This window comes from Cellulosimicrobium composti, from assembly GCF_009711085.1.
Classification (GTDB): domain Bacteria; phylum Actinomycetota; class Actinomycetes; order Actinomycetales; family Cellulomonadaceae; genus Cellulosimicrobium; species Cellulosimicrobium composti.
Window position 1 is genome coordinate 1 of record NZ_WMKA01000056.1, and the last position, 24,408, is coordinate 24,408.

The following is a 24,408-nucleotide window of genomic DNA, read 5'->3' on the forward strand; positions in this document are numbered from 1 at the left end:
AGTCGTCGGTCGCGGGGTCGCCGAGGGGCGCGGGCGCGCCCGCGTGCTCGAGCCGGACCGCGAGCGGGAGCCGGCACCCGAGCGCGGCGAGCGCGCCGGCGTGCTCGCGCAGCACGTGGTCCGTCGGGCCGTGCGCGAGCACGCGACCGCCGCGGTCGAGCGCGAGCGTCGCCGCGGGCAGCGTGCCGAGCTCGTCGAGCCGGTGCTCGACGAGCACGACGGAGCGGCCCCGCCCCGCCGGGTCCCGCTGGTCGGACCCGCCGACCGGCGTCGTGGGCCGGGCGAGCCCGGCGACGAGGGTGCCGACGTCGTGCGCGGCGGCCGGGTCGAGGAGCGCCGTGGGCTCGTCGAGCACCACGAGACCCGGGTCGGCGACGAGCGCCGCGGCGAGGGCGACCCGCTGCGCCTCGCCCCCGGACAGGGCGTGCGTCGGCCGGTCGCGGAGGTGGGCGGCCCCGGCGGACTCCAGGGCCGCGGTCGAGCGCGCGTCCACGGTGGCCGGGTCGGTGCCGCGGTTCTCGAGCGCGAACCGCAGCTCGTCGTCCACGCGCGCCAGGCAGAGCTGGTCGCCCGGGCGCTGCTGCACGAGGCCGACGTGCGCGGCGAGCGCGGCCGGCGTCGTCTCGCGCGGGTCGGTGCCCGCGACGCGCAGGTGGCCGCGCACCACGCCGGGCAGGGTGTGCGGGACGACGCCGACGAGCGCGCGCACGAGCGTCGACTTCCCCGACCCGGAGGGGCCGACGACGAGCAGGGACGTGCCGGCGGGCACGACGACGTCGACGTCGTGGAGCACCGGGCGCGCGCGGTGGCCCAGGGCCACGTCCAGGTGCGCGGCCTCGACGGCGTGGGGCGCGCTGGACGCGTCAGTCACGGGTCGCGCCGATCGCGAAGGCGTCGAGCGCGCCGGTGCGTGCGAGCGCGTCGCCGAGCAGGCGCGCCGCGAGCCCGCACAGCACCACGCACGAGACGACCTGGACGCCCAGGCGCAGCATCGCGAGGTCCTGGCCGAGCCAGCCGAGGCGGACCGCGTTGAACGCGAACGTGACGAGCGCCGCGCTCACGCCCGACGCGACGAAGACGCCCCACCCGAACCGGCGGTAGCGGGTGAGCGCGAAGGGGAGCTCGGCGCCGGCGCCCTGGACGAGCCCCACGAGGAGGAGCAGCGGTCCTGCGGGCGAGGCGAGGAAGACGACCTCCACGAGCGCCGCGAGCGTCTCGGCGAGGACGCCCACGCCCGGCCGGCGCACGATGTAGGTGGCGAGCGGCCCGACGACGATCCACGCGCCCGCGAGCACGTTCGCCGCGAGGTCCGCGAGCGGGCCCATGAGGATCTGCAGCGGTGCCCAGAGCTGCACGAACGCCCAGTAGACGAAGCCGAAGACCACGCCGAGTACCGCGACGAGCACCGTCTCGTGCAGCGTCGGCCCGCACCGTCCGCCCCCGGCACCCGGCGGCCGGACCCTCGTGCCGGGCGCGCTCGCGGTCGGGGTCGTGGCCGGGGTCCGCGCGGCGGGCGGTGCGGGCGGGGGCGTCGTGCCGGGCTCGGTCATGCGGGTTCCCTCCGTCGGGCCCCCGGTCGAGGGGTGCACGACGACGCCGCCCGCCGCCCCGCGCGTCCGGCCGGGCGCGGGCGCGCGGGCACGGCGCGCAGGGGACGGTGACGTCGGCCCTGCTCCCTTCGCTGGTACGAACCAGATCAGGTTCCACGGGTCTGCGGGTGGGACGGGTGTCCGGCCTGCACTCTCAGCGCTCGTGCGCTCCCCGGGGGCGTTCGGCCCGACCCTAGGCCCGCCGGGCGCACGGGGGACACCGGCGTCTCACGCAGCGGGACGGTGCGCGGCACGTGTGCGAGGGTGGCCGGGGCCCCGCCGCCGGCGGACGGCCGGGACACGACGGGACGAGGCACGCATGACGACGGACAACGACCCCGCGGCGGTCGCCGAGCTGGACCGCCTCGACAGCGAGGTCCGCGCGGCCGCGCCGGGCGACACGACCGCGCAGGTCGCCCTGTGGCGACACGTGTCGCGCCTGGCGACGTGGTTCTTCGTCGCCCGTGGCGAGCCCGACCGGCCGAGGCCCTACGCGGTCGCCGCGCCGCAGGGGCCGATGGTCTGCCTCTACAGCAGCGCCACCCGCGCGCGCGACGCGGCGCACGCCCTCGGAGTCGTCCCGGCGGGCGAGCCGGTGCCGCTGCTCGCCGTGCCGATGCCGGACGCCGTCGGCTACGTCGCGTCGCTCGGTGCGGCCGGGGTCGTCGGCGTGGCGCTGGACCACCCCCGGATCGGTCACTTCGTCCCGCTCGCGAACCTCACGACGCTCCAGGCGTGGGTCGAGGAGGATGCGCGCTGACACCCACCGCGCGAGCGCCTTGACACCCGTTCGAACACCTGTTCGAATGGCGACGTGCGGTGGGACGGACAGGCGATCGGCGCGGACGACGGCGCGCTCCCGGGGCTGGAGCGCGCGGGCCTCGTGCGCAGCGTGCGCACGCCCGAGTTCGCGGGCATCACGTTCCACGAGGTGACGGCCAGGAGCGCGCTGTCCAAGGTCCCGGCGATGTCGCGCATGCCGTTCCGCTGGACCGTCAACCCCTACCGCGGCTGCAGCCACGCGTGCTCGTACTGCCTCGACCCGCGGACCCCCGTCCTGCTCGCCGACGGCACCCAGCGCCCCGTCGGGGACCTGCGCGTCGGCGACGAGATCGTCGGGACAGCCCCGCACGGGGCCTACCGCCGGTACGTGCGCACGCGCGTCCTCGACCGCTGGACCACGCGCAAGCGCGCCTACCGCGTCACCCTCGCGGACGGCACCCGGCTCGTCGCGAGCGGCGACCACCGCTTCCTCACCGAGCGCGGCTGGCGCCACGTCGTCGGCGGGGCGGGGCACCGCGCCCACCTCGCGCTCGGCGACGTGCTCGTCGGCCCGGGCGCCGCGGCGCTCGCGGGCGGCGACGCCGTGCTCGACGGCCGCGACGTGACCGGCAGCGACGGGCTGCGGGTCGACTCCCTCGAGGCCCTCGACGGCCCGGGCGAGGAGACCGAGCTCGTCGACATCACCACCGGCACGCGCGACTTCGTCGCCGCGGGCGTCGTGAGCCACAACTGCTTCGCCCGCCCGACCCACCAGTACCTCGACCTCGACGCAGGGGAGGACTTCGACCGCGAGGTCGTCGTCAAGGTCAACGTGGACGAGGTGCTGCGCGCCGAGCTCGCGCGCCGCTCCTGGGCCCACGAGCCGGTCGCGCTCGGCACCAACACGGACCCCTACCAGCGCGCGGAGGGCCGCTACCGGCTCATGCCCGGCATCATCGACGCGCTCGCCGGGTCCGGCACCCCGCTGTCGATCCTCACCAAGGGCACCCTCCTGCGCCGCGACCTCCCGCTCCTCGCCGACGCGTCCTCGCGCGTCGAGGTGGGGATCGGCGTCTCCCTCGCCCTCCTCGACCCCGCGCTCCAGGCGAGCGTCGAGCCCGGCACGCCCACGCCGCGCGCCCGGCTCGACCTGATCCGCGCGATCCGCGAGGCCGGCCTGCCGTGCGGCGTCATGGTCGCTCCCGTGCTGCCGTGGCTCACCGACTCGACGCGCGCGCTCACCGACCTGCTCGACGCCGTCAAGGACGCCGGCGCGACGGGGGTCACGGTGCTGCCCCTGCACCTCAAGCCCGGCACGCGCGAGTGGTACATGGGCTGGCTCGCGCGCGAGCACCCGCGGCTCGTGCCCGGGTACGAGCGTGTCTACGCGCGCGGCACGTACGCCTCGACGGCGTACCGGTCGTGGCTCTGGGACCGCGTGCGCCCCCTGCTCGAGGCGCGCGGCTTCGCCGTCTCGGGCCACCGCGGCCCCGCCGGCGTCGAGGGCCGGTACCGCCGCGGCGAGCTCGGCGGCCTCGGAGGCGGCCCGCGCGACGCCGGCCCGCCGGCGGACGGCGCCTACCCGGCCGGGAGCATCGCACGAGGTGACCGGGCCGCGGGGCACCGCGGCCACGACGGGGCGCTCGCGGGCATGCCGGTCGACGGCGGGGGGCTGGACGTCGTCGGCGGGGGAGTCGAGCAGGTCCTGTTCTGACGAGGCGCCGGGCCGGGAGGAGGCGTGACCGCGGCCGGTGCGCCCGGTAGGCGGGTCAGGAGGGCCGGTCGCGGTGCGGCACGGCGCTGACCCGGACGATGTCCGTCCGGGCCACGGCCCGGTCGCGGACGTCGGCCAGCGCGACGCGCGCGGGGTCGGCCAGGTACGCGGCGAGCGCGTCGTCGTCGGGCATCTCGATGACCTGCACCTCGGTCGGCAGCGACGCGTCCTGGCCGGGCAGCGCGCGGACGCGCGAGACCACGCGCCCGCCGTGGACCGGCACGAGGGCGAGGACGTCGTCCTCGTACGCGGTGAGCAGGTCGGCGCTGCCCGCGGTGGGCCACAGCAGGACGCACAGGGTGATCGGCATGCTCGGCGCGGTACGCCGCTGCGGCGTGCCGCCACGGCTCGGCCGTCAGCGCGCCGAGGCGCTCGCCCGTGCCCCTGCGGTCGCCCGTGCCCTTGCGGTCGCCGGTGCCCCAGCCGTCGCTCGGCGAGACCGTCAGGCGTCCGCGAGGCGCGCCGGGAAGCCGCCCGTCGCGACCGGGCCCCAGCGCGTGATCGTCAGGCGCACGAGCGACTTGCCCTGCGTGACCATCGCGGCACGGTACTCGTCCCAGTCCGGGTGCTCGCCGCTGATCGACCGGTAGTACTCGACGAGCGGCTCGACCGAGTCCGGCAGGTCGATGACCTCGGCCTCGCCGTCGACCTGCACCCACGGGTCCGAGAACCGCTCGCCGAGCGACAGCAGCGACGCCCGCGCGTCACGGCGCACGTTCACCGCCTTCGCGCGCTCCGGGTACGTCGACACGACCACCCGGCCCTCGGCGTCGACCCCGTACGTCACCGGGCTGAGCTGCGGGCGACCGTCCCGCCGGGTCGTCACGAGCACGCCGTCGTGGCGCGAACGCAGGAACTCCACGAGCTCGTCGCGCTCGACGCGCCGGTTCGTCGCGATGGTGCGTGCCACCAGGTCTCCCTCCTCGTGCGGGCGCGCACCGGCCGGTGCGCGCCGCCACCGGCCCACGGTGCCCGGCACCGCCCGGTGGCACCCGCCACGGTATCCCGGTCGAGCCCCGGCGCCCGCCCGCACTAGACTTCCCGGGACGCGCCCCCGTCCCGGGAGCGCGACCCCACCGCCCACCTGGAAGGAACCCTCCGTGCTGCGCACCCGAACGGCCGGCTCACTGCGGGCCGAGCACACCGGTCAGACCGTCACCCTCACGGGCTGGGTCGACCGTCGGCGCGACCACGGCGGCGTCGCCTTCATCGACCTGCGCGACGCGTCCGGCATCGCCCAGGTCGTCATCCGCGACGAGGCCGTCGCGCACCCGCTGCGCAACGAGTTCGTCCTCCAGGTCACCGGCGAGGTCTCGCGCCGCCCCGAGGGCAACGAGAACACGGCCCTGCCCACGGGCGAGATCGAGGTCGTCGCGAGCGACGTCGTCGTGCTCAACACGTCCGAGGCCCTGCCGTTCCAGGTCTCCACGGCGCTCGCGGACACCGAGACGATCGGCGAGGAGGCGCGCCTCAAGCACCGCTACCTCGACCTGCGCCGCCCCGCGCCCGCGCACGCGCTGCGCCTGCGCGCCAAGGTCAACCAGGCCGCGCGCCGCGTGCTCGACGCGGAGGACTTCGTCGAGATCGAGACGCCGACCCTCACGCGGTCGACCCCGGAGGGCGCGCGCGACTTCCTCGTGCCCGCGCGCCTCGCGCCCGGCTCCTGGTACGCGCTGCCGCAGTCGCCGCAGCTGTTCAAGCAGCTCCTCATGGTCGCGGGCATGGAGCGCTACTACCAGATCGCGCGCTGCTACCGCGACGAGGACTTCCGCGCCGACCGCCAGCCCGAGTTCACGCAGCTCGACGTGGAGATGAGCTTCGTCGAGCAGGACGACGTCATCGCCCTCGCGGAGAAGATCCTCGTCGCGCTGTGGGAGCTCGTCGGGTACACGATCCCGACGCCGATCCCGCGCATGACGTTCCACGACGCGATGCGCCTGTACGGCACGGACAAGCCCGACCTGCGCTTCGGCAACCCGCTCGTCGAGCTCACGGACTACTTCAAGGACACGCCGTTCCGCGTGTTCCAGGCCGAGTACGTCGGCGCCGTCGTCATGGCGGGCGGGGCGTCGCAGCCGCGTCGCCAGTTCGACGCGTGGCAGGAGTGGGCCAAGCAGCGCGGCGCCCGCGGCCTCGCGTACGTGACGTTCGGCGAGGACGGGACGCTCGGCGGCCCGGTCGCGAAGAACCTGTCCGACGCGGAGCGCGAGGGCCTGCGCGACGCGACGGGCGCCCAGCCGGGCGACGCCGTGTTCTTCGCCGCGGGCAAGACCTCGGACTCGCGCGCGCTGCTCGGCGCCGCGCGCCAGGAGATCGCCCGGCGCACGGGGCAGATCGACGAGGACGCGTGGGCGTTCGTGTGGGTCGTGGACGCGCCGCTGTTCAAGCCGACCGGCGAGGACGACGACGTCGACCTGGGCCACTCCGCCTGGACGGCCGTGCACCACGCGTTCACGTCCCCGACGCCGGAGTGGATCGACACGTTCGAGCAGAACCCGGGCGAGGCGCTCGCCTACGCGTACGACATCGTGTGCAACGGCAACGAGATCGGCGGCGGGTCCATCCGTATCCACCGCCGCGACGTGCAGGAGCGCGTCTTCGACGTCATGGGCATCGGTCCCGAGGAGGCGCAGGAGAAGTTCGGCTTCCTCCTCGACGCGTTCAAGTTCGGCGCGCCGCCGCACGGCGGGATCGCGTTCGGCTGGGACCGCATCGTGGCGCTGCTGACGAAGTCCGACTCGATCCGCGACGTCATCGCGTTCCCGAAGTCGGGCGGCGGGTTCGACCCGCTCACGCAGGCCCCCGCGCCGATCACGCCCGAGCAGCGCAAGGAGGCGGGCGTCGACGCGAAGCCCGCCGCCCCGGCCGTTGGGACGGACGGCGCGGCCGGCGCCTGACGCCGTCCGAGCCAGAGCGCCGAGGGCGCCCCACCCCGCACGCGGGTGGGGCGCCCTCGGCGCTCTGCGCTCCTCGGGGCGCGGCGCGAGCGTCCGTCAGTGGGTGATCGCGAGACGGCGGTGCACCCACCGCAGCGGCCGCGGCGCCCACCAGTTGTACCGGCCGAGGAGCGTCATCGTCGCCGGGACGAGGAGCAGACGCACGATCGTCGCGTCGACGAGCACCGCGACCGCGAGCGCGAAGCCGACCTCCTTGATGACGAGCAGGTCGCCCACGACGAACCCGGCGAAGACCACGATGATGATCGCGGCCGCCGACGTGATGATCCGCCCGGAGCGCTGCAGGCCGAGGCGCACCGCCTCGTCGTTCGTGGCGCCGGCGTCGTAGAGCTCCTTGATCCGCGCGAGGAGGAACACCTCGTAGTCCATCGCGAGGCCGAACGCGAACGCCACGACGAGCGCGACCACGTACGTCTCGATCCCCCCGACCGAGGTGAAGCCGAGCAGCCCCTCCAGGTGCCCGTCCTGGAACACCCACACGAGCACGCCGAGCGACGCCGCGAGCGAGAGCGCGTTCGTCAGCAGCGCCTTGACCGGTACGACGACCGAGCCCGTCATGAGGAACAGCAGCACGAGCGTCGCTCCGACGACGATCCCCACGGCCCACCACACGCGCTCGCCGAGCGCGTCGAGGAAGTCGACCTGACCCGCGGCCTGCCCGGTGACCCACACGTCGAAGCCGGCGTCGGTGGCCCGCACCTCCCGCACGACCGACACGGCCTCCGGGCTGCCCGCGTCTCCGGCCTCGACGTGCACGCCGACCACGGCGTACGGGCCCACCGGCGCGGCCGGGTCGACGCTCGCGACGCCGTCGAGCCGCGCGACGTCGTCGGCCCACGCCTGCGCGTCCGCGACGCTCGCGTCCACGACCGCGACCACCTGGGCGCTCTCGCTCGACGGGTACTGCGCCGCGAGCTCGTCGACGAACTCGCGCTGCGGCGAGCCCTGGGGGAGCAGCTCGATGCCCGAGTTGCGCATGTGCAGCCCGAGCACGGGCAGCGCGAGGACCACGAGCACGACGACCGTCGTGACGAGGACCCACACCGGGTGACGCTGCACGCGCGCCGCGAGCCGGGAGAACGCGCCCTCGTCCGACTGCACGTCCGCCGTGCGGGCGAGCAGCCGCCGCAGGCCGGGCACGCGGCCCAGCACGCCGGGCTGCGCGAGACGGCGCCCGGAGAACGCGAGCAGCGCGGGGACGAGCGTGAGCGCCGTCGCGACCGCGACGAGCACCACGCCCAGCCCGCCCGCGCCGACCGACCGCAGGATGTCCGGGCGGAACACCATGAGGCCCGCGATCGAGATCGCGACCGTGAGCGCGGAGAACGCGACGGTGCGTCCCGCCGTCGCCATCGTGCGCACGAGCGCCGCGTGCACCACGCCGTCCCCGCGCCGCCGGCGCAGCGCCGGGTCGTCGCCCGCCGCGATCAGGCGGTGCAGCTCCTCCCGGAACCGCGACACGACGAGCAGGCCGTAGTCGATCGACAGGCCCAGGCCCAGCAGGGTGACGACGTTGACCACCGAGGCGTCGACGTCGAGCACGTACGTCAGGCCCAGCAGCACGCCGAGCCCCGTCCCGATGGACGCGACCGCGCCCGCCATCGGCATCGCCGCGGCGAGGAACCCGCCGAACACCAGCACCATGATGAGCAGCGCGACCGGCAGGGCGACCTTCTCGCCCGTCGTGAGGTCCTCCTCGACCTGCCCCGTGATCGCCTCGACGATGAGGGCGTTCGAACCCACGAGCCCCGTCGCGTCACCGGCCGCGCCCGGGGCGGCCTGCGCGAGCGTGGCCGGGACCGCGTCGAGCTGCTCGACGACCCGCTCGGCCACCGCGTCCGTGCGCTCGGCGTCGATGTCGGTGCGCAGCGTCACCACCGACAGGAACCCCTCCCCGTCGCTCGCGACGAGCGACTGCGCCGCCGGGTCCTCGACCCCGCCCGGGATCACGTACGGGTTGATGACCGTGTCCACGCCCTCGATCGCCACGAGGTCCGCGTTGACCTCGGTCATCGCCTCGACGACCTCGGCGTCCGCCGGGTCGACCCCGCTCACGAGGAGCGTGATCTCCGGACCCCCCTCGTCGTTCTCGGCCAGGACCTGCGTCGCGCGCTCGCTGTCCGAGCCGGGGACGGTCGGCGCGCCCGTCGTCACCCGGTCGAACACGCCCTCGCCGTGCACGCCGAACAGCGCGAGCGCGAAACCGAGACCGGTGAGGACGACCCACACGACGACGGTCAGGCGGGGACGGCGGGCGACACGACGACCAAGGCTCTCGAACACGAGCGTCAGCATCCCACCCGCCCGTGCCGCCTGTCAGATCGCCCCGCACCGTGCGGACCGACGTTCACCCGACCTCCCCAGGACCCGGTCGGCACGACCCGTGGGCGGCGGTGCGTAGGCTCGGGCCCATGTCCACCGGTGATCTCTTCGGCGGCGACCTCTTCGGCGCCGCCACCTCCGGCGCGCAGGGCACGCCGCGACCCGGACCGGGGGCCCCGCTCGCCGTGCGCATGCGCCCCGCCGCCCTCGACGAGGTCGCGGGCCAGGCCCACCTGCTCGTGCCCGGCTCGCCCCTGCGGCGCCTCATCCAGTCCGGCACCGGGAGCGACGCGTCCGGCGGGCGCGCCGCACCCGGCTCCGTCATCCTCTGGGGCCCTCCCGGCACCGGCAAGACGACGCTCGCCTACCTCATCGCGACCGCCTCGGGCCGCCGCTTCGTCGAGCTCTCCGCCGTCACCGCGGGCGTCAAGGACGTCCGCACCGTCGTCGAGGACGCCCGCCGCCGCCTCGCCACGGGCGGCGAGGAGACCGTCCTGTTCATCGACGAGGTGCACCGCTTCTCCAAGTCGCAGCAGGACGCGCTCCTGCCGAGCGTCGAGAACCGCTGGGTCACCCTCGTCGCCGCGACGACGGAGAACCCGAGCTTCTCCGTCAACTCGCCCCTGCTCTCGCGCTCCCTCCTGCTCACGCTCCAGCCTCTCGGGGACGACGACGTCCGCGCGCTCGTGCGCCGCGCCGTCACCGACGAGCGCGGGCTCGGCGGCCTCGTCGCGCTCACCGACGAGGCCGAGGACCACCTCGTGCGCCTCGCCGGCGGCGACGCCCGCAAGGCCCTCACCGTCCTCGAGGCCGCGGCCGGCGCCGCCCTCTCCGACGCCCCCGCGCCCGCGACGCCCGCCGCGCCCGCCGCGTCCGAGGACGCCGACCCCGAGGACGCCGCGGCTCCCGACGCCACGACGGACGGCGACCCCGTGCGCGTCGACCTCGACGCGGTCGAGCGCGCCGTCGACGTCGCCGCCGTGCGCTACGACCGCGACGGCGACCAGCACTACGACGTCGTCTCCGCGTTCATCAAGTCGATGCGCGGCTCTGACGTCGACGCCGCCCTGCACTACCTCGCGCGCATGATCGCCGCGGGGGAGGACCCGCGGTTCATCGCGCGGCGCCTCGTCATCGCCGCGGCCGAGGACGTCGGCATGGCCGACCCGTCCGCCCTGCAGACCGCCGTCGCCGCCGCGCAGGCCGTCCAGCTCATCGGGATGCCCGAGGGGCGGATCGTCCTCGCGGAGGCCGTCGTGCACCTCGCGACCGCGCCGAAGTCCAACGCCGCCTACCTCGGCATCGACGCGGCGCTCGCGGACGTGCGGGCCGGCCGGGCGGGGTCCGTCCCGGCGCACCTGCGCGACGCGCACTACCCGGGAGCCAAGCAGCTGGGCCACGGCACCGGGTACGTCTACGCGCACGACGCCCCGCACGGCGTCGCCGCGCAGCAGTACCTGCCGGACACGCTCGTCGGGTCGCGGTACTACACGCCGACGGACCGCGGGTACGAGCGGCAGGTCGCCGACCGGCTGGGGCGCATCCGGGACATCCTCGCGCCCGGCGGCGCGGACGGCTCACGACCGTAGGGCGCACGCGCGGTCCGGACGGTCGGGCGCGACCCCGGCCCGCCCGCGCGACCGACCGCGCGACCGACCGGACCCGGCGGCTCCGGTGGTGCGGTAGACTTCTCAGGTTGCCTGCACGGCGACCACCTGGGACCTCGGCCCCGACCCGTACCTCTCCGGCGGAGAGACGCGCGGTCCATCGGCTGGTCCCGCACCCGGACCCGGCTCCTCGGGACCAGGTGTGACGTCAGTACACACACGACAGGAATGAGAGAACGCTGTGACGTCTGTCAAGCGCTCGCGCCGCCAGGTCCGCCTGAGCCGCGCCCTGGGCATCGCCCTCACCCCGAAGGCCGTCAAGCACTTCGAGAAGCGCCCGTACCCCCCGGGTGAGCACGGCCGGGCCCGCCGCCGCACCGAGTCCGACTACGCGGTCCGTCTGCGCGAGAAGCAGCGTCTGCGCGCCCAGTACATGCTCCGCGAGAAGCAGCTCGCGCGTGCGTACGAGGAGGCCCGCAAGGACAAGGGTCTGACCGGTGAGGCGCTCGTCGAGAACCTCGAGACCCGTCTCGACGCGCTCGTGCTGCGCGCCGGCTTCGCCCGCACCATCCTGCAGGCGCGCCAGGCGGTCACGCACCGCCACATCCTCGTCGACGGCAAGATCGTCGACCGCCCGTCGTTCCGCGTGAAGCCCGGCCAGACCCTCCAGGTCAAGCCGAAGAGCCAGGCGACGACGCCGTTCCAGGTCGCCGCCGCGGGCGCGCACCGCGACGTCCTCCCCGCCGTCCCGGGCTACCTGGACGTCCAGCTCGAGAAGCTGAGCGCGGTCCTCACGCGTCGCCCGAAGCGCGCCGAGGTCCCCGTGCAGTGCGAGGTCCAGCTCGTCGTCGAGTACTACGCTCGCTGAGTCCCGCTCCGGACGCCTCGCTCCCCGCTTCGTCGGCGAGCGAGGCGTTCGTGCGTCCGGGCGCTGCACCGATCCTTGCGGACTCGTCCGCGTCGACCCGTCGCGCCGTGCCGGACGCCGGTCCCCGCCCTGGTGCGGGTAGTGTTTCGCGGAGCCGCGCGTCGTCCGCGAGGACCCCGCGGCGACCCGCCCGGGGCGCGCGTCGGGCGGGCCCGGACAAGGCACCGTGACAGGCACTGGAGGAAGAATGTCCCTGGGAGATGTGGCCGGCCTCATCGCAGCCGTCGCGTTCGTGCTGCTCGTCGGTCTGCTCGCGGTGCCGCTCCTCAAGCTCGGCCGCGTGCTCGACGAGGCGCGCGCGAGCATCAAGGAGGTCACGGACCACTCCGTCCCGATCCTCGACGAGGCCGCCTCGACCGTGGCCACGACGAACAGCCAGCTCGTCAAGGTGGACACCATCACGACGTCGGCCGCGCAGGTGAGCGAGAACGTCTCCGCGCTCACCGGCCTGTACGCCGCGACGTTCGGCGCGCCGCTCGTCAAGGTCGCCGCGTTCACCTACGGCGTGCGGCAGGCCGCCGCGCGCTCGTTCGGCCGCGGCCGGTCCTCGGGCCGTGAGGGGGGTCGGCGCTGATGCGCCGCGTGCTCTGGGTCGGCGTCGGGGTCGCGATCACCGTGGTGGTCGTCGTCCGCGGCCGGCGGATCCTCGCGCGCCTCGCCCCCGCGTCGCTCGTGGACCAGGCGACCGAGCAGGTCAACGGCCTCGGCGAGCGCGTCGTCGAGATCGCCCGCGACTTCCGCGTCGAGTTCGCCGCGGCGCGCGACGCGCGCGAGCAGGAGCTCATGGCGGCGCTCCTCGCCGAGGGCCAGGAGGACCCCGAGGCGGTGCGAGCGCGCCGGGCGGCCGGCCGCCACGCGCGACCGTCCGCCGCAGCGGCACCCACCGACGACACGGACGACGTCGAGGACCTCCTCGGTTACTCCTTCTAGGACGCGGCGCCCCGCGCCGCGAGCCCCACCGCACGACCCCCGCACGACCCACCGACTGCCCCCGAAGGACATCATGCGCACCGCCGAGATCCGCAAGCGCTGGCTCGACTACTTCGCCGACCGCGACCACACCGTCGTGCCGTCGGCGTCGCTCGTCTCCCCGGACCCGTCCACGCTGTTCACCATCGCGGGCATGGTCCCGTTCATCCCGTACATGACGGGCGAGCAGACGCCGCCGTGGGACCGCGCGACGAGCGTCCAGAAGTGCGTGCGCACGCTCGACATCGACGAGGTCGGCAAGACGACCCGCCACGGCACGTTCTTCCAGATGAACGGCAACTTCTCGTTCGGGGACTACTTCAAGGAAGGCGCGATCACCTACGCCTGGGACCTCGTCACGGGCTCGCGCGAGGAGGGCAAGTACGGGTTCGACCCGGAGAGCGTCTGGGTCACCGTCTACCACGACGACGACGAGGCGCGGCAGCTGTGGAAGCGCATCGCCGGCCTGCCCGACGAGCGCATCCAGGCGCGCGGCAAGAAGGACAACTACTGGTCGACCGGCCAGCCCGGCCCCGCCGGCCCGTGCTCGGAGATCTACATCGACCGCGGCCCCGAGTTCGGCCGCGAGGGCGGGCCCGTCGTCGACGAGGACCGCTACCTCGAGATCTGGAACCTCGTGTTCATGCAGTACGCGATCGACGACGTGAAGTCCAAGGAGGACTTCCGCATCGTCTCCGAGCTCGCGCGCAAGAACATCGACACGGGCATGGGCCTGGAGCGCGTCGCGTACCTGCTCCAGGGCAAGGACAACCTCTACGAGATCGACGAGGTGTTCCCCGTCATCGCCGCGGCCGAGGAGCTCTCGGGCCGGCGGTACGGCGCGAACCACGAGGACGACGTGCGCATGCGCGTCGTCGCGGACCACGTGCGCTCGGCGCTCATGATCATGAGCGACGGCGTGCGCCCCTCGAACGAGGGCCGCGGCTACGTGCTGCGTCGCCTCCTGCGCCGCTCGGTGCGCGCGATGCGTCTGCTGGGCGTCGAGGACCGCGCGATGCCCGCGCTGCTGCCCGTGAGCCGCGACGCCATGGCGCCGTCGTACCCGGAGGTCGCGACCGACTTCGCGCGCATCTCCGACGTCGCCTACACGGAGGAGGACGCGTTCCGCCGCACGCTCACGGCCGGGACGACGATCCTCGACACCGCCGTGTCCAGGGCCAAGGCCGCGGCCGGCTCCGGCAGCACGCCGGTGCTGGGCGGCGACCAGGCGTTCGCGCTCCACGACACGTACGGCTTCCCGATCGACCTCACGCTCGAGATGGCCGCCGAGCAGGGCGTCCAGGTCGACGAGAAGGCGTTCCGCGCGCTCATGACCGAGCAGCGCCAGCGTGCGCGCGCCGACGCGCTCGCGAAGCGCTCGGGCGGCGTGGACACGGCGGCGTACGAGTCGCTCGCGTCCGGGCTCGCGGCTCCCGTCGAGTTCCTCGGGTACACCGAGTCGTCGGCGTCCGTGCGCGTCGAGGGCCTGCTCGTCGACGGCGTGCCCGCGCCCGCGGCGACGGCCCCCGCCGACGTCGAGGTCGTGCTCGACCGCACGCCGTTCTACGCCGAGGCCGGCGGCCAGCTCGCCGACCACGGCACGATCGTGCTCGACAGCGGGGCGACCATCGAGGTCGACGACGTCCAGCGCCCGATCAAGGGCCTGTCCGTGCACCGCGGCCGCCTCGTCGAGGGCACCGCGGCGCTCGGCGACCCCGGGACCGCGACGATCGACCGGGACCGCCGCAAGGCGATCAGCCGCGCCCACTCGGCGACGCACATGATCCACAAGGCGCTCCAGGAGTCGCTCGGCAAGGACGCGACCCAGGCCGGGTCCGAGAACGCGCCCAGCCGCATCCGCTTCGACTTCCGCCGCTCGTCCGCCGTGCCCTCGGGCGCGCTCTCGGAGATCGAGGAGCGGGTCAACACCCAGCTCCAGGAGAACCTCGAGGTCACGGACCAGCTCATGCCGATCGCCGAGGCGCGCGCCATGGGGGCCATGGCGCTGTTCGGCGAGAAGTACGGCGACGTCGTGCGCGTCGTGTCGATCGGCGGCGACTGGTCGCGCGAGCTCTGCGCGGGCACGCACGTGCAGCGCACGGGCCAGCTCGGCCTCGTGACGCTGCTCGGCGAGTCCTCGATCGGCTCGGGCGTGCGCCGCGTCGACGCGCTCGTCGGCGACGGAGCGTACGGCTTCCAGGCCAAGGAGCACGCGCTCGTGGGCCAGCTCACCGGCCTGCTCAACGTGCGCACCGACGAGCTCCCCGACCGCGTGAGCGCGCTCGTGTCGCGCCTGCGCGACGCGGAGAAGGAGCTCGCGCAGCTCCGCCAGGCCCAGCTGCTCGCGGTCGCGGGCACGCTCGCGGCGGGCGCGGAGCTCGTCGGCGGCACGCGCGTCGTCGTGCACGACGCCGGCGAGGTCGCCTCCGCGGACGACCTGCGCGCCCTCGCGCTCGACGTCCGCGGCCGTCTCGGCGAGGCCGACCCCACGGTCGTGGCCGTCGGCGGCGTCGCCAAGGGTCGCCCGCAGGTCGTCGTCGTGACGAACGCCTCCGCCCGCGCGGCGGGGCTGCGCGCCGGGGTGCTCGCCAAGGCTGCCGCCCAGACGCTCGGCGGCGGCGGCGGTGGCAAGGACGACATGGCGCAGGGCGGCGGCACGGACGCGTCCGCGCTCCCCGCGGCGCTGCAGGGCGTGCGCGACGGCGTCGCGGCGGCCGCGTGACGGGCGTCCCCCCGACCACCGGCGACGACGGGCGCGCCCCCCTCCCGCGGGGGGCGCGCCTCGGCGTCGACGTCGGGAGCGTGCGCGTCGGGCTCGCCGCGAGCGACCCGGACGGGCTCGTCGCGACACCCGTCGAGACGCTCGCCCGGGACACCCGCACGGGCGCCGCGGTGCCGGCGGACGTCGCCCGGATCGCCGCCGAGGTCGACGAGCGCGGCGCGCGCGTCGTCTACGTCGGCCTCCCGCGCCACCTCTCCGGGGGCGAGGGCGCCGCGGCCCAGAGCGCACGGGCGTACGCTGAACTGGTGGCACGCGTCGTCGCCCCGGTGCCGGTGCACCTCGTCGACGAGCGGATGACGACCGTCAGCGCGCACCAGGCGCTGCACGCGTCGGGACGCGCCGGGCGCAAGCACCGGAGCGTCGTCGACCAGGCCGCCGCCGTTATCATTCTGCAATCCGCTCTCGACGCCGAGCGGGGCGCGGGGGTGCGCGCCGGAGAACCTGTAGACCCGACAGGAGACCACCGACCGTGACCGACCTGTTCGATCGGCCCGCCGTCCAGGGCGAGCAGCAGCCTGCGCGCTCGTCGCGCGCGGAGCAGCGCGCCCGCCGGGCGGCGAAGAAGCGACGCCAGCGCCGGCGTCGCCGCGCGCTCGTCGTGCTGCTCGTCTCCGTCCTCGTCGTGGGCGGTGCCGGGTACCTCCTGCTCAACAACGCGTCGAGCCTGTTCGGCTTCGCGAACCCGCTCGAGGCCAAGGACTTCGAGGGACCGGGCACCGACCCGGTCGACGTCGTCATCGAGCCCGGCTCGACGGGTCGCGACATGGGTGCTGCGCTCACGGAGGCGGGCGTCGTCGCGAGCTCGGCCGCGTTCATCCAGGCGTTCGAGGCGAACCCGAACGCCGGCAAGATCCAGCCCGGCACCCACACGCTGCTCCTCGGCATGTCCGCCAAGGACGCCGTCGCGCGCCTCGTCGCGAACGACTCGCGCGTCGAGACCAAGATCACGATCCCCGAGGGCTTCACGGTCAAGCAGGTCCTCGAACGTGCCTCCTCGGTCACGGGCATCCCGGTCGCCGAGTTCGAGACGGCCATGGCCGACACCGCGGCGACGGGCCTGCCCGCCGAGGCGAACGGGAACTACGAGGGCTGGCTCTACCCGACGACGTACGTCCTCGAGCCGGGAGACGTGAGCGCGCAGGGCGTGATCCGGAACATGGTCTCGCAGACGGTGATGAAGCTCGACGAGCTGGGAGTGGCTCCGGCGGACCGCGAGTCGGTGCTGAACAAGGCCTCGCTCATCGAGCGCGAGGCGAAGTACGCCCCGGACCGGCCCAAGATGGCGCGGGCCATCGAGAATCGACTGGCGACCGACATGGCGCTCCAGATCGACGCGGCGGTGGCCTACGGGCTGGACAAGCCCGGGACCGAGTTGACGCGCGACGACACGCGCAACCCGGACAACCCGTACAACACCTACGTCCACAAGGGTCTCCCGCCGACGCCCATCGCGAGCCCGGGCCCGGACTCGTTGGCGGCCGTCGTCAACCCCGAGCCGGGTGACTGGATCTTCTGGACCGCCGTCAACCTCGAGACGGGCGAGACGAAGTTCGCCGTGACGTGGGACGAGCACGAGGCGAACGTCGCCGAGCTTCGTCGATGGCAGGCGGAGAACGGCGGGTGAGCGCGACGAGCTCGCCGCGCCGCGCGGCCGTCCTCGGGCACCCCGTCGCCCACTCGTTGTCCCCGGTGCTGCACCGCGCCGCGTACGCGGCGCTCGGCCTCGAGGGCTGGACGTACGACGCGATCGACACCACGGAGGAGCAGCTCCCGGCGCTGGTCAACGGGCTCGACGCGTCCTGGGCGGGCCTGAGCCTGACCATGCCGCTCAAGCACGCGGTGATCCCGCTGCTCGACCACGTCGATCCGCTCGCGAACGTCGTGGGCGCGGTCAACACGCTCGTCGTACAACCGACGGGCGGCCGGCGGCCGACCTTCGTCGGCACGAACACCGACGTGCACGGCCTCGTCGCGGCCCTGCGGGAGGGGCTGGGGGAGCGGGACGCGCGGACCGCCGTCGTGCTCGGCGCGGGCGCGACCGCCGCGTCGACGCTCGCGGCGCTCGCCCAGCTCGGCTGCACCGACCCGACGGTCCTCGTGCGGTCGCTCGGCCGCACCGGCACGCTCCAGCGCGCGGCGCACCGCATGGGTGTCGAGCCGCGCTTCGAGGTCCTCGACCCCGCGTCGCCCGCGCTCGCCGCGCGGCTCGCGGGGGCGGACGTCGTCGTCGCGACGCTGCCCTCGCGCGCCGCCGACCCCGTCGCGGACGCGGTGACCGCGTCCGGCGCGGCCCTGGCGGGAGTGCTGCTCGACGTCGTCTACGACCCGCGCCCCACCGCGCTGTCCGCGGCCTGGGCCCGGGCGGGCGGGACCGTCGTCGGCGGGGAGCGGATGCTCCTGCACCAGGCGGCCGAGCAGGTGCGCCTCATGACGGGCCGGGTCGCGCCGCTCGACGCGATGGACCGCGCCCTGGGCGCGGCGCTCGGCGTCCCGGCCTGACGCCGGGGGAGTCTCGCGGCTCAGCTGCCGGGTACCGCGCCACCGGGTATCGCGCCGCCGAGCGCCACGGCGAGCACCGCCCCGAGCACCATGGACGGCCCGAAGGGCACGGCTGTGTCGCGTCGCGCCCGGCGGACCGCCACGAGCACGAGAGCCCAGAGCCCGCCGAGCAAGAACGGCAGCACGAGCCCGACCGCGAGGGCGCTCCATCCGAGCCACCCGAGCGGCGTGCCGAGGAGCCCCGCGAGCTTGACGTCGCCGAACCCGAGCCCCGGCGGGTACGCGAGCCGTAGCACGGCGTAGGCCGCGAAGCCGGTCGCGCCACCCGCGAGCGCGCGCACGAGCCCCGCGCCGTCCCCGGTGGCGACCGCCGCGACGGCGAGCAGCAGCACGACGCCGGCCCACGCCGGGAGCACGACGGCGTCGGGAAGCCGGTGCGTGCGCGCGTCGACGACCGCGACGAGCCCGCCGGCCGCGGCGGCGAGCACGAGGGCCGGCGTCGCCCACACCGGTCCCGACCACCATGCCGCACCCACCGCTGCGACGACCGCCGTGCCGCGCGCGAGCGGCCCCGCGGCGCCGACCTCGTGCGCGACGCGGTCGCGGAGCGTGCGCCACGGCGCGCCCGGTCCTCCGGCCGTCGTGCCGTCCCCCTGCTCGACCATGCGCGGCACCGTAGCGGTCCGGCGCCAGGTCGCGGCGCCGTCGTCCACAGCGCCACCGCGCCCCGCGCCGCACCGGCGTCACCGCGAGGCGGCGCGGCGCCACGTCCCCGACCACGGGGACCACGGCCGCCCGTGCGGGGGCCCGGTCCGCAGTGCGGGCGCCCACCGGGAGGGGGCCGCCGACGTGGGAGGATGGCGATCATGCTGCGTTGGTTGACATCGGGTGAGTCGCACGGCGAGGCGCTGGTCGGGATCCTCGACGGGCTGCCCGCGGGCGTCGAGCTCACGACGGACGACGTGCGGTCCGCCCTCGCGCGCCGCCGCCTCGGGTACGGGCGGGGCTCGCGCCAGAAGTTCGAGCAGGACGAGCTGCGCGTCCTCGGCGGGCTGCGCCACGGCGTGACGCAGGGCGGCCCCCTCGCGGTCGAGATCGCGAACTCCGAGTGGCCCAAGTGGGTCGACGTCATGTCGGCGGACCCGGTGCCGCCCGAGGCGCTGCTCGTCGACGCGGGCACGGGCGACGTGCGCGAGATCGCGCGCAACCGGCCCCTCACGCGGCCCCGCCCCGGTCACGCCGACCTCGTGGGCATGCGCAAGTACGGCTTCGAGGATGCGCGCCCCGTGCTGGAGCGCGCCTCGGCGCGCGAGACCGCGACGCGCGTCGCGCTCGGCGCCGCGGCCGCGAAGTTCCTCGAGCAGGCGCTCGGCGTCCGGCTCGTCTCGCACGTCGTGGGGATCGGCCCCGTCGAGGTGCCCGAGGGCGCGCCGGTGCCCGGCCCCGACGACGTCGCGGCGCTCGACGCGGACCCCGTGCGCTGCTTCGACCCCGCGACGTCCGCCGCGATGGTCGCCGAGATCGACGACTGCCAGAAGGCCGGCGACACGCTCGGCGGCGTCGTCGAGGTGCTCGCGTACGGCGTCCCGTCCGGGCTCGGCACGTACGCGCAGAGCGACCGCCGGCTCGACGCGCGGCTCGCCGCCGTCCTCATGGGCATCCAGGCGATCAAGGGCGTCGAGGTCGGCGACGGCTTCCGCACCGCGCGCCGCCGCGGCTCGGCCGCGCACGACGAGATCGAGCGCGGCGCCGACGGCCGGATCCACCGCCGCAGCAACCGCGCCGGTGGCGTCGAGGGCGGCATGTCGAACGGCGAGGTCGTGCGCGTGCGCGCCGCGATGAAGCCGATCTCGACCGTGCCGCGCGCGCTCGCGACGGTCGACGTCGTCACGGGCGAGGAGGCCAAGGCCCAGCACCAGCGCTCCGACGTGTGCGCCGTCCCGCCCGCCGCGGTCGTCGCCGAGGCGATGGTCGCGCTCGTGCTCGCGGAGCAGGCGATCGAGAAGTTCGGGGGCGACTCGGTCGCCGAGGTCCGGCGCAACGCCGAGGCCTACCTCGCCGCGATCCCGGAGCTGCAGCGCTGATGACGCCCGTCCCCGCCGGCACGCGGCCGGTCGTCGTCCTCGTCGGCCCGCCCGGCAGCGGCAAGTCGACCGTCTCGCGGCACCTGGCCGAGCTGCTCGGGCTCGCGCAGCGTGACACGGACACCGACGTCGAGACCGTGGCGGGCAAGCCGGTCTCCGAGATCTTCGTCGACCACGGCGAGCCGCACTTCCGCGAGCTCGAGCGCGAGGCCGTGACGACGGCGCTCGCCACGCACGACGGCGTGCTCGCCCTGGGCGGCGGGGCCGTGCTCGACGAGCACACGCAGGCCGCGCTCGCGGCGTACGCGGCGGCGGGCGGCACGGTCGTGTTCCTCGACGTGAGCCTCGCCCACGCCGCGCCGCGCGTCGGCCTCAACCAGTCGCGGCCCCTGCTCCTCGGCAACCCCCGCGCGCGGTGGGCCGCCCTCATGGATGAGCGGCGCCCCGTCTACGAGCGGGTCGCGACCCTGCGCGTCCACACGGACGCGCGCACCCCGGCGCAGGTCGCCCAGGAGATCCGCCGCCACCTCGCCGAGCGCGACGCCGCCGGCACCCCGGACACCCAGGAGGACGCGTGAGCGACACGACCCCCGCCCCCGAGCCCGTCCCCGCCGCCGCACCGTCCACGCGCGTGCGGGTCGCGGGGGAGCAGCCCTACGACGTCGTCGTGGGGCGCCACCTGCTCGGCGAGCTGCCCGCGATGCTCGGCGACCGCGTGCGTCGCGTGCTCGTCGTGCACCCGGCCGCGCTCGCCGCGACCGCCGAGGTCGTGCACGAGGACCTCAAGGCGTCGGGCTACGAGGCGTTCGTCGCGGAGGTCCCGGACGCCGAGGAGGCGAAGACCGCCCAGGTCGCGGCGTTCCTGTGGGGCGTGCTCGGGCAGGCCGACTTCACGCGCTCGGACGCGATCGTCACCGTCGGCGGCGGCGCGACGACGGACCTGGGCGGGTTCGTCGCCGCGACGTGGCTGCGCGGGATCCGCGTCGTGCACGTGCCGACGACGCTCCTCGCGATGGTCGACGCGGCCGTGGGGGGCAAGACCGGCATCAACACCGCGGAGGGCAAGAACCTCGTCGGGTCGTTCCACCCTCCGGCGGGCGTGCTGTGCGACCTCGCCGCGCTGGAGTCGCTCGGGCGGTGGGACTTCGTCGCCGGGATGGCGGAGGTCGTCAAGACGGGCTTCATCGCGGACGAGCGCATCCTCGAGCTCGTCGAGGAGAACGCGGACGTGCTCGGCGCGTGGGGCACGCGCCCCACGACGGACGCGACGTGGGCCGTCGTGGCCGAGCTCGTCGAGCGCTCGATCGCGGTCAAGGCACGGGTCGTGGGGGAGGACCTCAAGGAGTCCGGCCTGCGCGAGATCCTCAACTACGGCCACACGCTCGGCCACGCGGTCGAGCTCACCGAGCGGTACCAGTGGCGCCACGGCGCGGCCGTGTCGGTCGGCATGGTGTTCGCCGCGGAGCTGTCGCGCCTCGCCGGGAAGCTCGACGACGCGGTCGTCGAGCGGCACCGCGCGATCCTCGGCTCGCTCGGCCTGCCCCTGACCTACCGGGGCGACCGGTGGGAGCAGCTGCTCTCCGCGATGCGGCGCGACAAGAAGTCGCGCGGCGACCTGCTGCGGTTCGTCGTGCTCGACGACGTCGCGCGCCCCACGCGCCTCGAGGGGCCGGACCCGACGCTGCTCGCCGCCGCCTACGCGGAGATCGCCGCGGAGGCCCCGGTCGGGCGGGGCCCCGTCACGCTCTGAGCCGCCGGGGCACCCTCACGCGGTGAGGGTGCCGCGGGCGGTCACGACCACATCCCGCGCGCGAGCAGCACGTCGCGCAGGAGGTCCGCGCGGTCGGTGACGATCCCGTCGACGCCGAGGTCGAGGAGCCGGTGCATCGTCGCGGTGTCGTTCACCGTCCACGCGTGCACCGCGACGCCCGCGCGGTGCGCCGCGCGGACGAACGCGGAGTCGACGACGCGCACCCACCCGCCGCGCACGGGCACCTGGAGGCAGTCGACGCCGCGCGTCGCGAGGCGCGCGAGCGCGTCGAGCCGTGCGCGACCCGCGACGAGCATGCCGAGCACCGCGCCGCGCGCGCCGGAGACCGTGACGGGCCGCGACAGGCGGGCGACCGTCGCGAGGCGGCGGGACGCCGAGAACGACGCGACGCAGACCCGGTCGTGCGCGCGCGTGCGCTCGATCGCCCGGGCGACGGGCTCGGCGGCCGCCGCCGACTTCACGTCGACGTTGACCCGCAGGTCGGGCCAGGTCCCGAGGACGTCCTCGAGCGCCGGGACCGGCTCCTCGCCGCCGATCCGCGCGGCGCGGACCGCGCGCCACGGGAGGTCGGCCACGCGGCCGTGCGCGTCCGTGGTGCGGTCCAGCGACGCGTCGTGCAGCGCGACGGCGACGCCGTCGGCCGTGGCGTGGGCGTCCGTCTCGACGTAGTGCAGCCCGAGGTCGCGGGCCGCCGCGAACGCCGCCATCGAGTTCTCGAGGCCGCGTCGCGAGAAGCCGCGGTGCGCGAGCGCGGCGAACGGGGCGTCCAGGTAGCCGCCCGCGAGGCGGCTCCCGGCGCTCAGGGCGGTCACGGCGCGACTCCTGCGACGGGCACCGGCCGACGGCCGAGGGCGCGGGCCGGTGGGCCCGACCTCCTCGCGCGTGCGGCGACCGGTGCGGCGGGCTCCGGGGTGGTGAGGGACGCGGTTCGGCTCACGTCGTCAGCCTGCCCGAGGCCGCGTCCGGTCGCTCGTCGAGGAGGTCGCGGGGCGGGCCGGCCACGGGACGGGCGGGTCCGGCGCCGCGACCCGGGGCACAGCTAGGCTCGGGCGCCATGGAACGCGTGCTGGTCCTCAACGGACCCAACCTCGGGCGGCTCGGTGTGCGCGAGCCGGAGATCTACGGCTCCGCGTCGATGGCCGACCTCCAGGAGTCGGCCCTCGCGTGGGGGAGCGGCCTCGGCCTCGCGGTCGACGTGCGCCAGACCGACGACGAGTCCGAGCTCGTGGGGTGGCTCCACGAAGCCGTGGACGCGCGCGCCCACGTGGTGCTCAACCCCGCCGCGTTCACGCACTACTCCTACGCGGTGCGCGACGCCGCGGCGCAGGTCACGACGTCGGGGCTCCTCCTCGTCGAGGTGCATCTGAGCAACCCCGCGGCGCGCGAGGCGTTCCGCGCGCACTCGGTCGTCGGCGCGGTCGCGACCGGCACCGTCGCGGGGTTCGGCTTCGACTCGTACCGCCTCGCGCTCGAGGCGGTCGCCGCGCGCCTCCGCACGACGACGCAGCCTTGATCCGCTCTCATCAAGCCCGTGCCCTTGATGGACGGGTATCCAGCGCGTAGGCTTGATCGCGTGTTCGTGCTCACCGTCGACCAGCGAGGGAGCACCGGTCGCCCCGACCGCGTGCCCGAGGTCCTCGCGCGCCTGGACTCGCTCCTGGCCGACCGCCCCGGCGTCGTCGTCCCGTTCGACCGCACGGTGGGCGACGAGGTCCAGGGCGTCCTCGACGACCCGGCCACCGTCGTCGACGTCGTGCTCGACCTGCTGCGCGACGGCGGCTGGAGCGTCGGGCTCGGCGCGGGAGGCGTCGACGAGCCGCTCCCGGCCGTCTCGCGCGAGGCGTCGGGCGAGGCGTTCGTGCGGGCGCGCGACGCCGTCGAGCAGGCCAAGTCCCGCGCCGCCACGGCCCCCGTCGCCGTCCGCGGGGAGCCCCCGGAGCGCGCCGCCGAGGTCGAGGCGCTGCTGCGGCTCCTGGCCGCCGTGGTCGAGCGGCGGACGGACCCGGGGTGGGAGGCGGTCGACACGCTCGCGCGTGTGGGCGGCACGCAGAAGGATGTGGCCCGTGCGCTCGGGGTGTCCGAGCAGGCGGTCAGCCAGCGGCTGCGCGCCGCGCTGTGGCCCGAGGAGGCGGCGGTGCGGCCCGTCGTCGCACGGCTGCTCGGCGAGCTCCAGGGGGAGCCGCCGCAGGATCGACGAGAGGGCAGGGGATGACGGACCCGGTGTCGGTGGTGCTGGTCGCGCTCGTGTGGGTCGTGGCGCTCGCCGCGAGCGTGCTCGGTGGCGGACCGGTGACGCAGGCGGTGCTGCGGGCCGCCGCGCGGTCCGGCGACCCGGCGCGCCCGCCCCGGCCCGGCCGGTCGGGC

Annotated in this window: 23 protein-coding genes and 1 riboswitch; of the genes, 16 read left to right on the forward strand and 7 right to left on the reverse strand. The window is 75.6% G+C overall.

Annotated elements, in window-relative coordinates:
- The coding region (locus GJV82_RS16965; protein ID WP_155100044.1) for an ABC transporter ATP-binding protein at positions 1 to 871 on the reverse strand (871 nt) is incomplete at its 3' end.
- The gene (locus GJV82_RS16970) at positions 864 to 1,550 is read right to left on the reverse strand and encodes an ECF transporter S component (protein ID WP_155100045.1); all 687 of its coding nucleotides are present in this window, start codon (positions 1,548 to 1,550) and stop codon (positions 864 to 866) included. The genes GJV82_RS16970 and GJV82_RS16965, both read right to left, overlap by 8 nt.
- A gap of 104 nt (positions 1,551 to 1,654) precedes the next feature.
- Positions 1,655 to 1,774: riboswitch (TPP riboswitch) on the reverse strand.
- A 134-nt stretch (positions 1,775 to 1,908) separates the two neighbouring features.
- On the opposite strand from GJV82_RS16970, the gene GJV82_RS16975 reads away from it, so the two are divergent.
- Positions 1,909 to 2,349 carry a hypothetical protein gene (locus GJV82_RS16975; RefSeq protein WP_155100046.1) on the forward strand — a complete coding sequence of 147 codons (441 nt, stop codon included), beginning with the start codon at positions 1,909 to 1,911 and terminating at the stop codon, positions 2,347 to 2,349.
- Positions 2,350 to 2,403: 54 nt separating this feature from the next.
- Positions 2,404 to 4,065: an Rv2578c family radical SAM protein gene (locus tag GJV82_RS16980; RefSeq protein ID WP_024839615.1), complete on the forward strand. Its 1,662-nt coding sequence runs from the start codon at positions 2,404 to 2,406 to the stop codon at positions 4,063 to 4,065.
- Between the two features lie 55 nt (positions 4,066 to 4,120).
- On the opposite strand, the gene GJV82_RS16985 is transcribed toward GJV82_RS16980, so the two are convergent.
- Together GJV82_RS16985 and GJV82_RS16990 are read right to left on the reverse strand one after the other, a co-directional pair.
- Positions 4,121 to 4,435 carry a DUF1330 domain-containing protein gene (locus GJV82_RS16985; RefSeq protein ID WP_024839616.1) on the reverse strand — a complete coding sequence of 105 codons (315 nt, stop codon included), beginning with the start codon at positions 4,433 to 4,435 and terminating at the stop codon, positions 4,121 to 4,123.
- 132 nt (positions 4,436 to 4,567) lie between these two features.
- Positions 4,568 to 5,035 carry a PPOX class F420-dependent oxidoreductase gene (locus tag GJV82_RS16990; protein WP_024839617.1) on the reverse strand — a complete coding sequence of 156 codons (468 nt, stop codon included), beginning with the start codon at positions 5,033 to 5,035 and terminating at the stop codon, positions 4,568 to 4,570.
- A 190-nt stretch (positions 5,036 to 5,225) separates the two neighbouring features.
- Here GJV82_RS16990 and aspS point away from each other — a divergent pair, with 190 nt between their 5' ends.
- Entirely contained in the window at positions 5,226 to 7,022 is a 1,797-nt protein-coding gene (gene aspS, locus GJV82_RS16995) for an aspartate--tRNA ligase (protein WP_024839618.1), read from the forward strand.
- 96 nt (positions 7,023 to 7,118) lie between these two features.
- Here aspS and GJV82_RS17000 read toward each other — a convergent pair whose 3' ends face one another.
- Positions 7,119 to 9,365 carry an MMPL family transporter gene (locus GJV82_RS17000; protein WP_024839619.1) on the reverse strand — a complete coding sequence of 749 codons (2,247 nt, stop codon included), beginning with the start codon at positions 9,363 to 9,365 and terminating at the stop codon, positions 7,119 to 7,121.
- Between the two features lie 128 nt (positions 9,366 to 9,493).
- Between GJV82_RS17000 and GJV82_RS17005 the strand changes: the two genes are divergently transcribed.
- The 8 genes from GJV82_RS17005 (at position 9,494) to GJV82_RS17040 (ending at position 18,189) form a co-directional block, all read left to right on the forward strand.
- Positions 9,494 to 10,993: a replication-associated recombination protein A gene (locus GJV82_RS17005; RefSeq protein WP_155100047.1), complete on the forward strand. Its 1,500-nt coding sequence runs from the start codon at positions 9,494 to 9,496 to the stop codon at positions 10,991 to 10,993.
- A gap of 259 nt (positions 10,994 to 11,252) precedes the next feature.
- A complete protein-coding gene (gene rpsD / locus GJV82_RS17010) occupies positions 11,253 to 11,879 on the forward strand; it encodes a 30S ribosomal protein S4 (protein WP_024839621.1) in 627 nt (208 codons plus the stop codon).
- A 247-nt stretch (positions 11,880 to 12,126) separates the two neighbouring features.
- The gene (locus tag GJV82_RS17015; protein ID WP_024839622.1) at positions 12,127 to 12,513 is read left to right on the forward strand and encodes a DUF948 domain-containing protein; all 387 of its coding nucleotides are present in this window, start codon (positions 12,127 to 12,129) and stop codon (positions 12,511 to 12,513) included.
- Positions 12,513 to 12,869, forward strand: a complete 357-nt coding sequence (locus tag GJV82_RS17020; protein WP_024839623.1) for a hypothetical protein — start codon at positions 12,513 to 12,515, stop codon at positions 12,867 to 12,869. Before GJV82_RS17015 ends, GJV82_RS17020 begins: the two co-directional genes overlap by 1 nt.
- 73 nt (positions 12,870 to 12,942) lie before the next feature.
- Entirely contained in the window at positions 12,943 to 15,630 is a 2,688-nt protein-coding gene (alaS, locus tag GJV82_RS17025) for an alanine--tRNA ligase (RefSeq protein ID WP_155100048.1), read from the forward strand.
- Entirely contained in the window at positions 15,627 to 16,163 is a 537-nt protein-coding gene (ruvX, locus tag GJV82_RS17030; protein ID WP_318657761.1) for a Holliday junction resolvase RuvX, read from the forward strand. Before alaS ends, ruvX begins: the two co-directional genes overlap by 4 nt.
- A complete protein-coding gene (gene mltG, locus GJV82_RS17035) occupies positions 16,160 to 17,314 on the forward strand; it encodes an endolytic transglycosylase MltG (RefSeq protein WP_318657762.1) in 1,155 nt (384 codons plus the stop codon). The genes ruvX and mltG overlap by 4 nt, the downstream gene beginning before the upstream one ends.
- Complete coding sequence (locus GJV82_RS17040) at positions 17,311 to 18,189, forward strand: shikimate dehydrogenase (RefSeq protein WP_318657763.1); 879 nt, start codon at positions 17,311 to 17,313, stop codon at positions 18,187 to 18,189. The genes mltG and GJV82_RS17040 overlap by 4 nt, the downstream gene beginning before the upstream one ends.
- A gap of 20 nt (positions 18,190 to 18,209) precedes the next feature.
- Here GJV82_RS17040 and GJV82_RS17045 read toward each other — a convergent pair whose 3' ends face one another.
- Positions 18,210 to 18,854 (reverse strand): prepilin peptidase, encoded by a 645-nt coding sequence (locus tag GJV82_RS17045; protein ID WP_155100050.1) that lies wholly within the window; start codon positions 18,852 to 18,854, stop codon positions 18,210 to 18,212.
- Positions 18,855 to 19,055: 201 nt separating this feature from the next.
- Between GJV82_RS17045 and aroC the strand changes: the two genes are divergently transcribed.
- Genes aroC through aroB form a run of 3 tightly spaced genes read left to right on the forward strand, consistent with a single transcriptional unit; the run spans position 19,056 to position 22,023 of the window.
- Complete coding sequence (aroC, locus tag GJV82_RS17050; protein WP_155100051.1) at positions 19,056 to 20,273, forward strand: chorismate synthase; 1,218 nt, start codon at positions 19,056 to 19,058, stop codon at positions 20,271 to 20,273.
- Entirely contained in the window at positions 20,273 to 20,851 is a 579-nt protein-coding gene (locus GJV82_RS17055; protein ID WP_155100052.1) for a shikimate kinase, read from the forward strand. Before aroC ends, GJV82_RS17055 begins: the two co-directional genes overlap by 1 nt.
- Positions 20,848 to 22,023 carry a 3-dehydroquinate synthase gene (gene aroB, locus GJV82_RS17060; protein WP_024839631.1) on the forward strand — a complete coding sequence of 392 codons (1,176 nt, stop codon included), beginning with the start codon at positions 20,848 to 20,850 and terminating at the stop codon, positions 22,021 to 22,023. Before GJV82_RS17055 ends, aroB begins: the two co-directional genes overlap by 4 nt.
- A 41-nt stretch (positions 22,024 to 22,064) precedes the next feature.
- On the opposite strand, the gene GJV82_RS17065 is transcribed toward aroB, so the two are convergent.
- Positions 22,065 to 22,856 carry a glycerophosphodiester phosphodiesterase family protein gene (locus GJV82_RS17065; protein ID WP_024839632.1) on the reverse strand — a complete coding sequence of 264 codons (792 nt, stop codon included), beginning with the start codon at positions 22,854 to 22,856 and terminating at the stop codon, positions 22,065 to 22,067.
- A 242-nt stretch (positions 22,857 to 23,098) separates the two neighbouring features.
- Between GJV82_RS17065 and GJV82_RS17070 the strand changes: the two genes are divergently transcribed.
- Complete coding sequence (locus GJV82_RS17070) at positions 23,099 to 23,557, forward strand: type II 3-dehydroquinate dehydratase (RefSeq protein ID WP_024839633.1); 459 nt, start codon at positions 23,099 to 23,101, stop codon at positions 23,555 to 23,557.
- Between the two features lie 60 nt (positions 23,558 to 23,617).
- The gene (locus GJV82_RS17075) at positions 23,618 to 24,256 is read left to right on the forward strand and encodes a hypothetical protein (RefSeq protein WP_024839634.1); all 639 of its coding nucleotides are present in this window, start codon (positions 23,618 to 23,620) and stop codon (positions 24,254 to 24,256) included.
- Positions 24,257 to 24,408 lie beyond the last annotated feature (152 nt).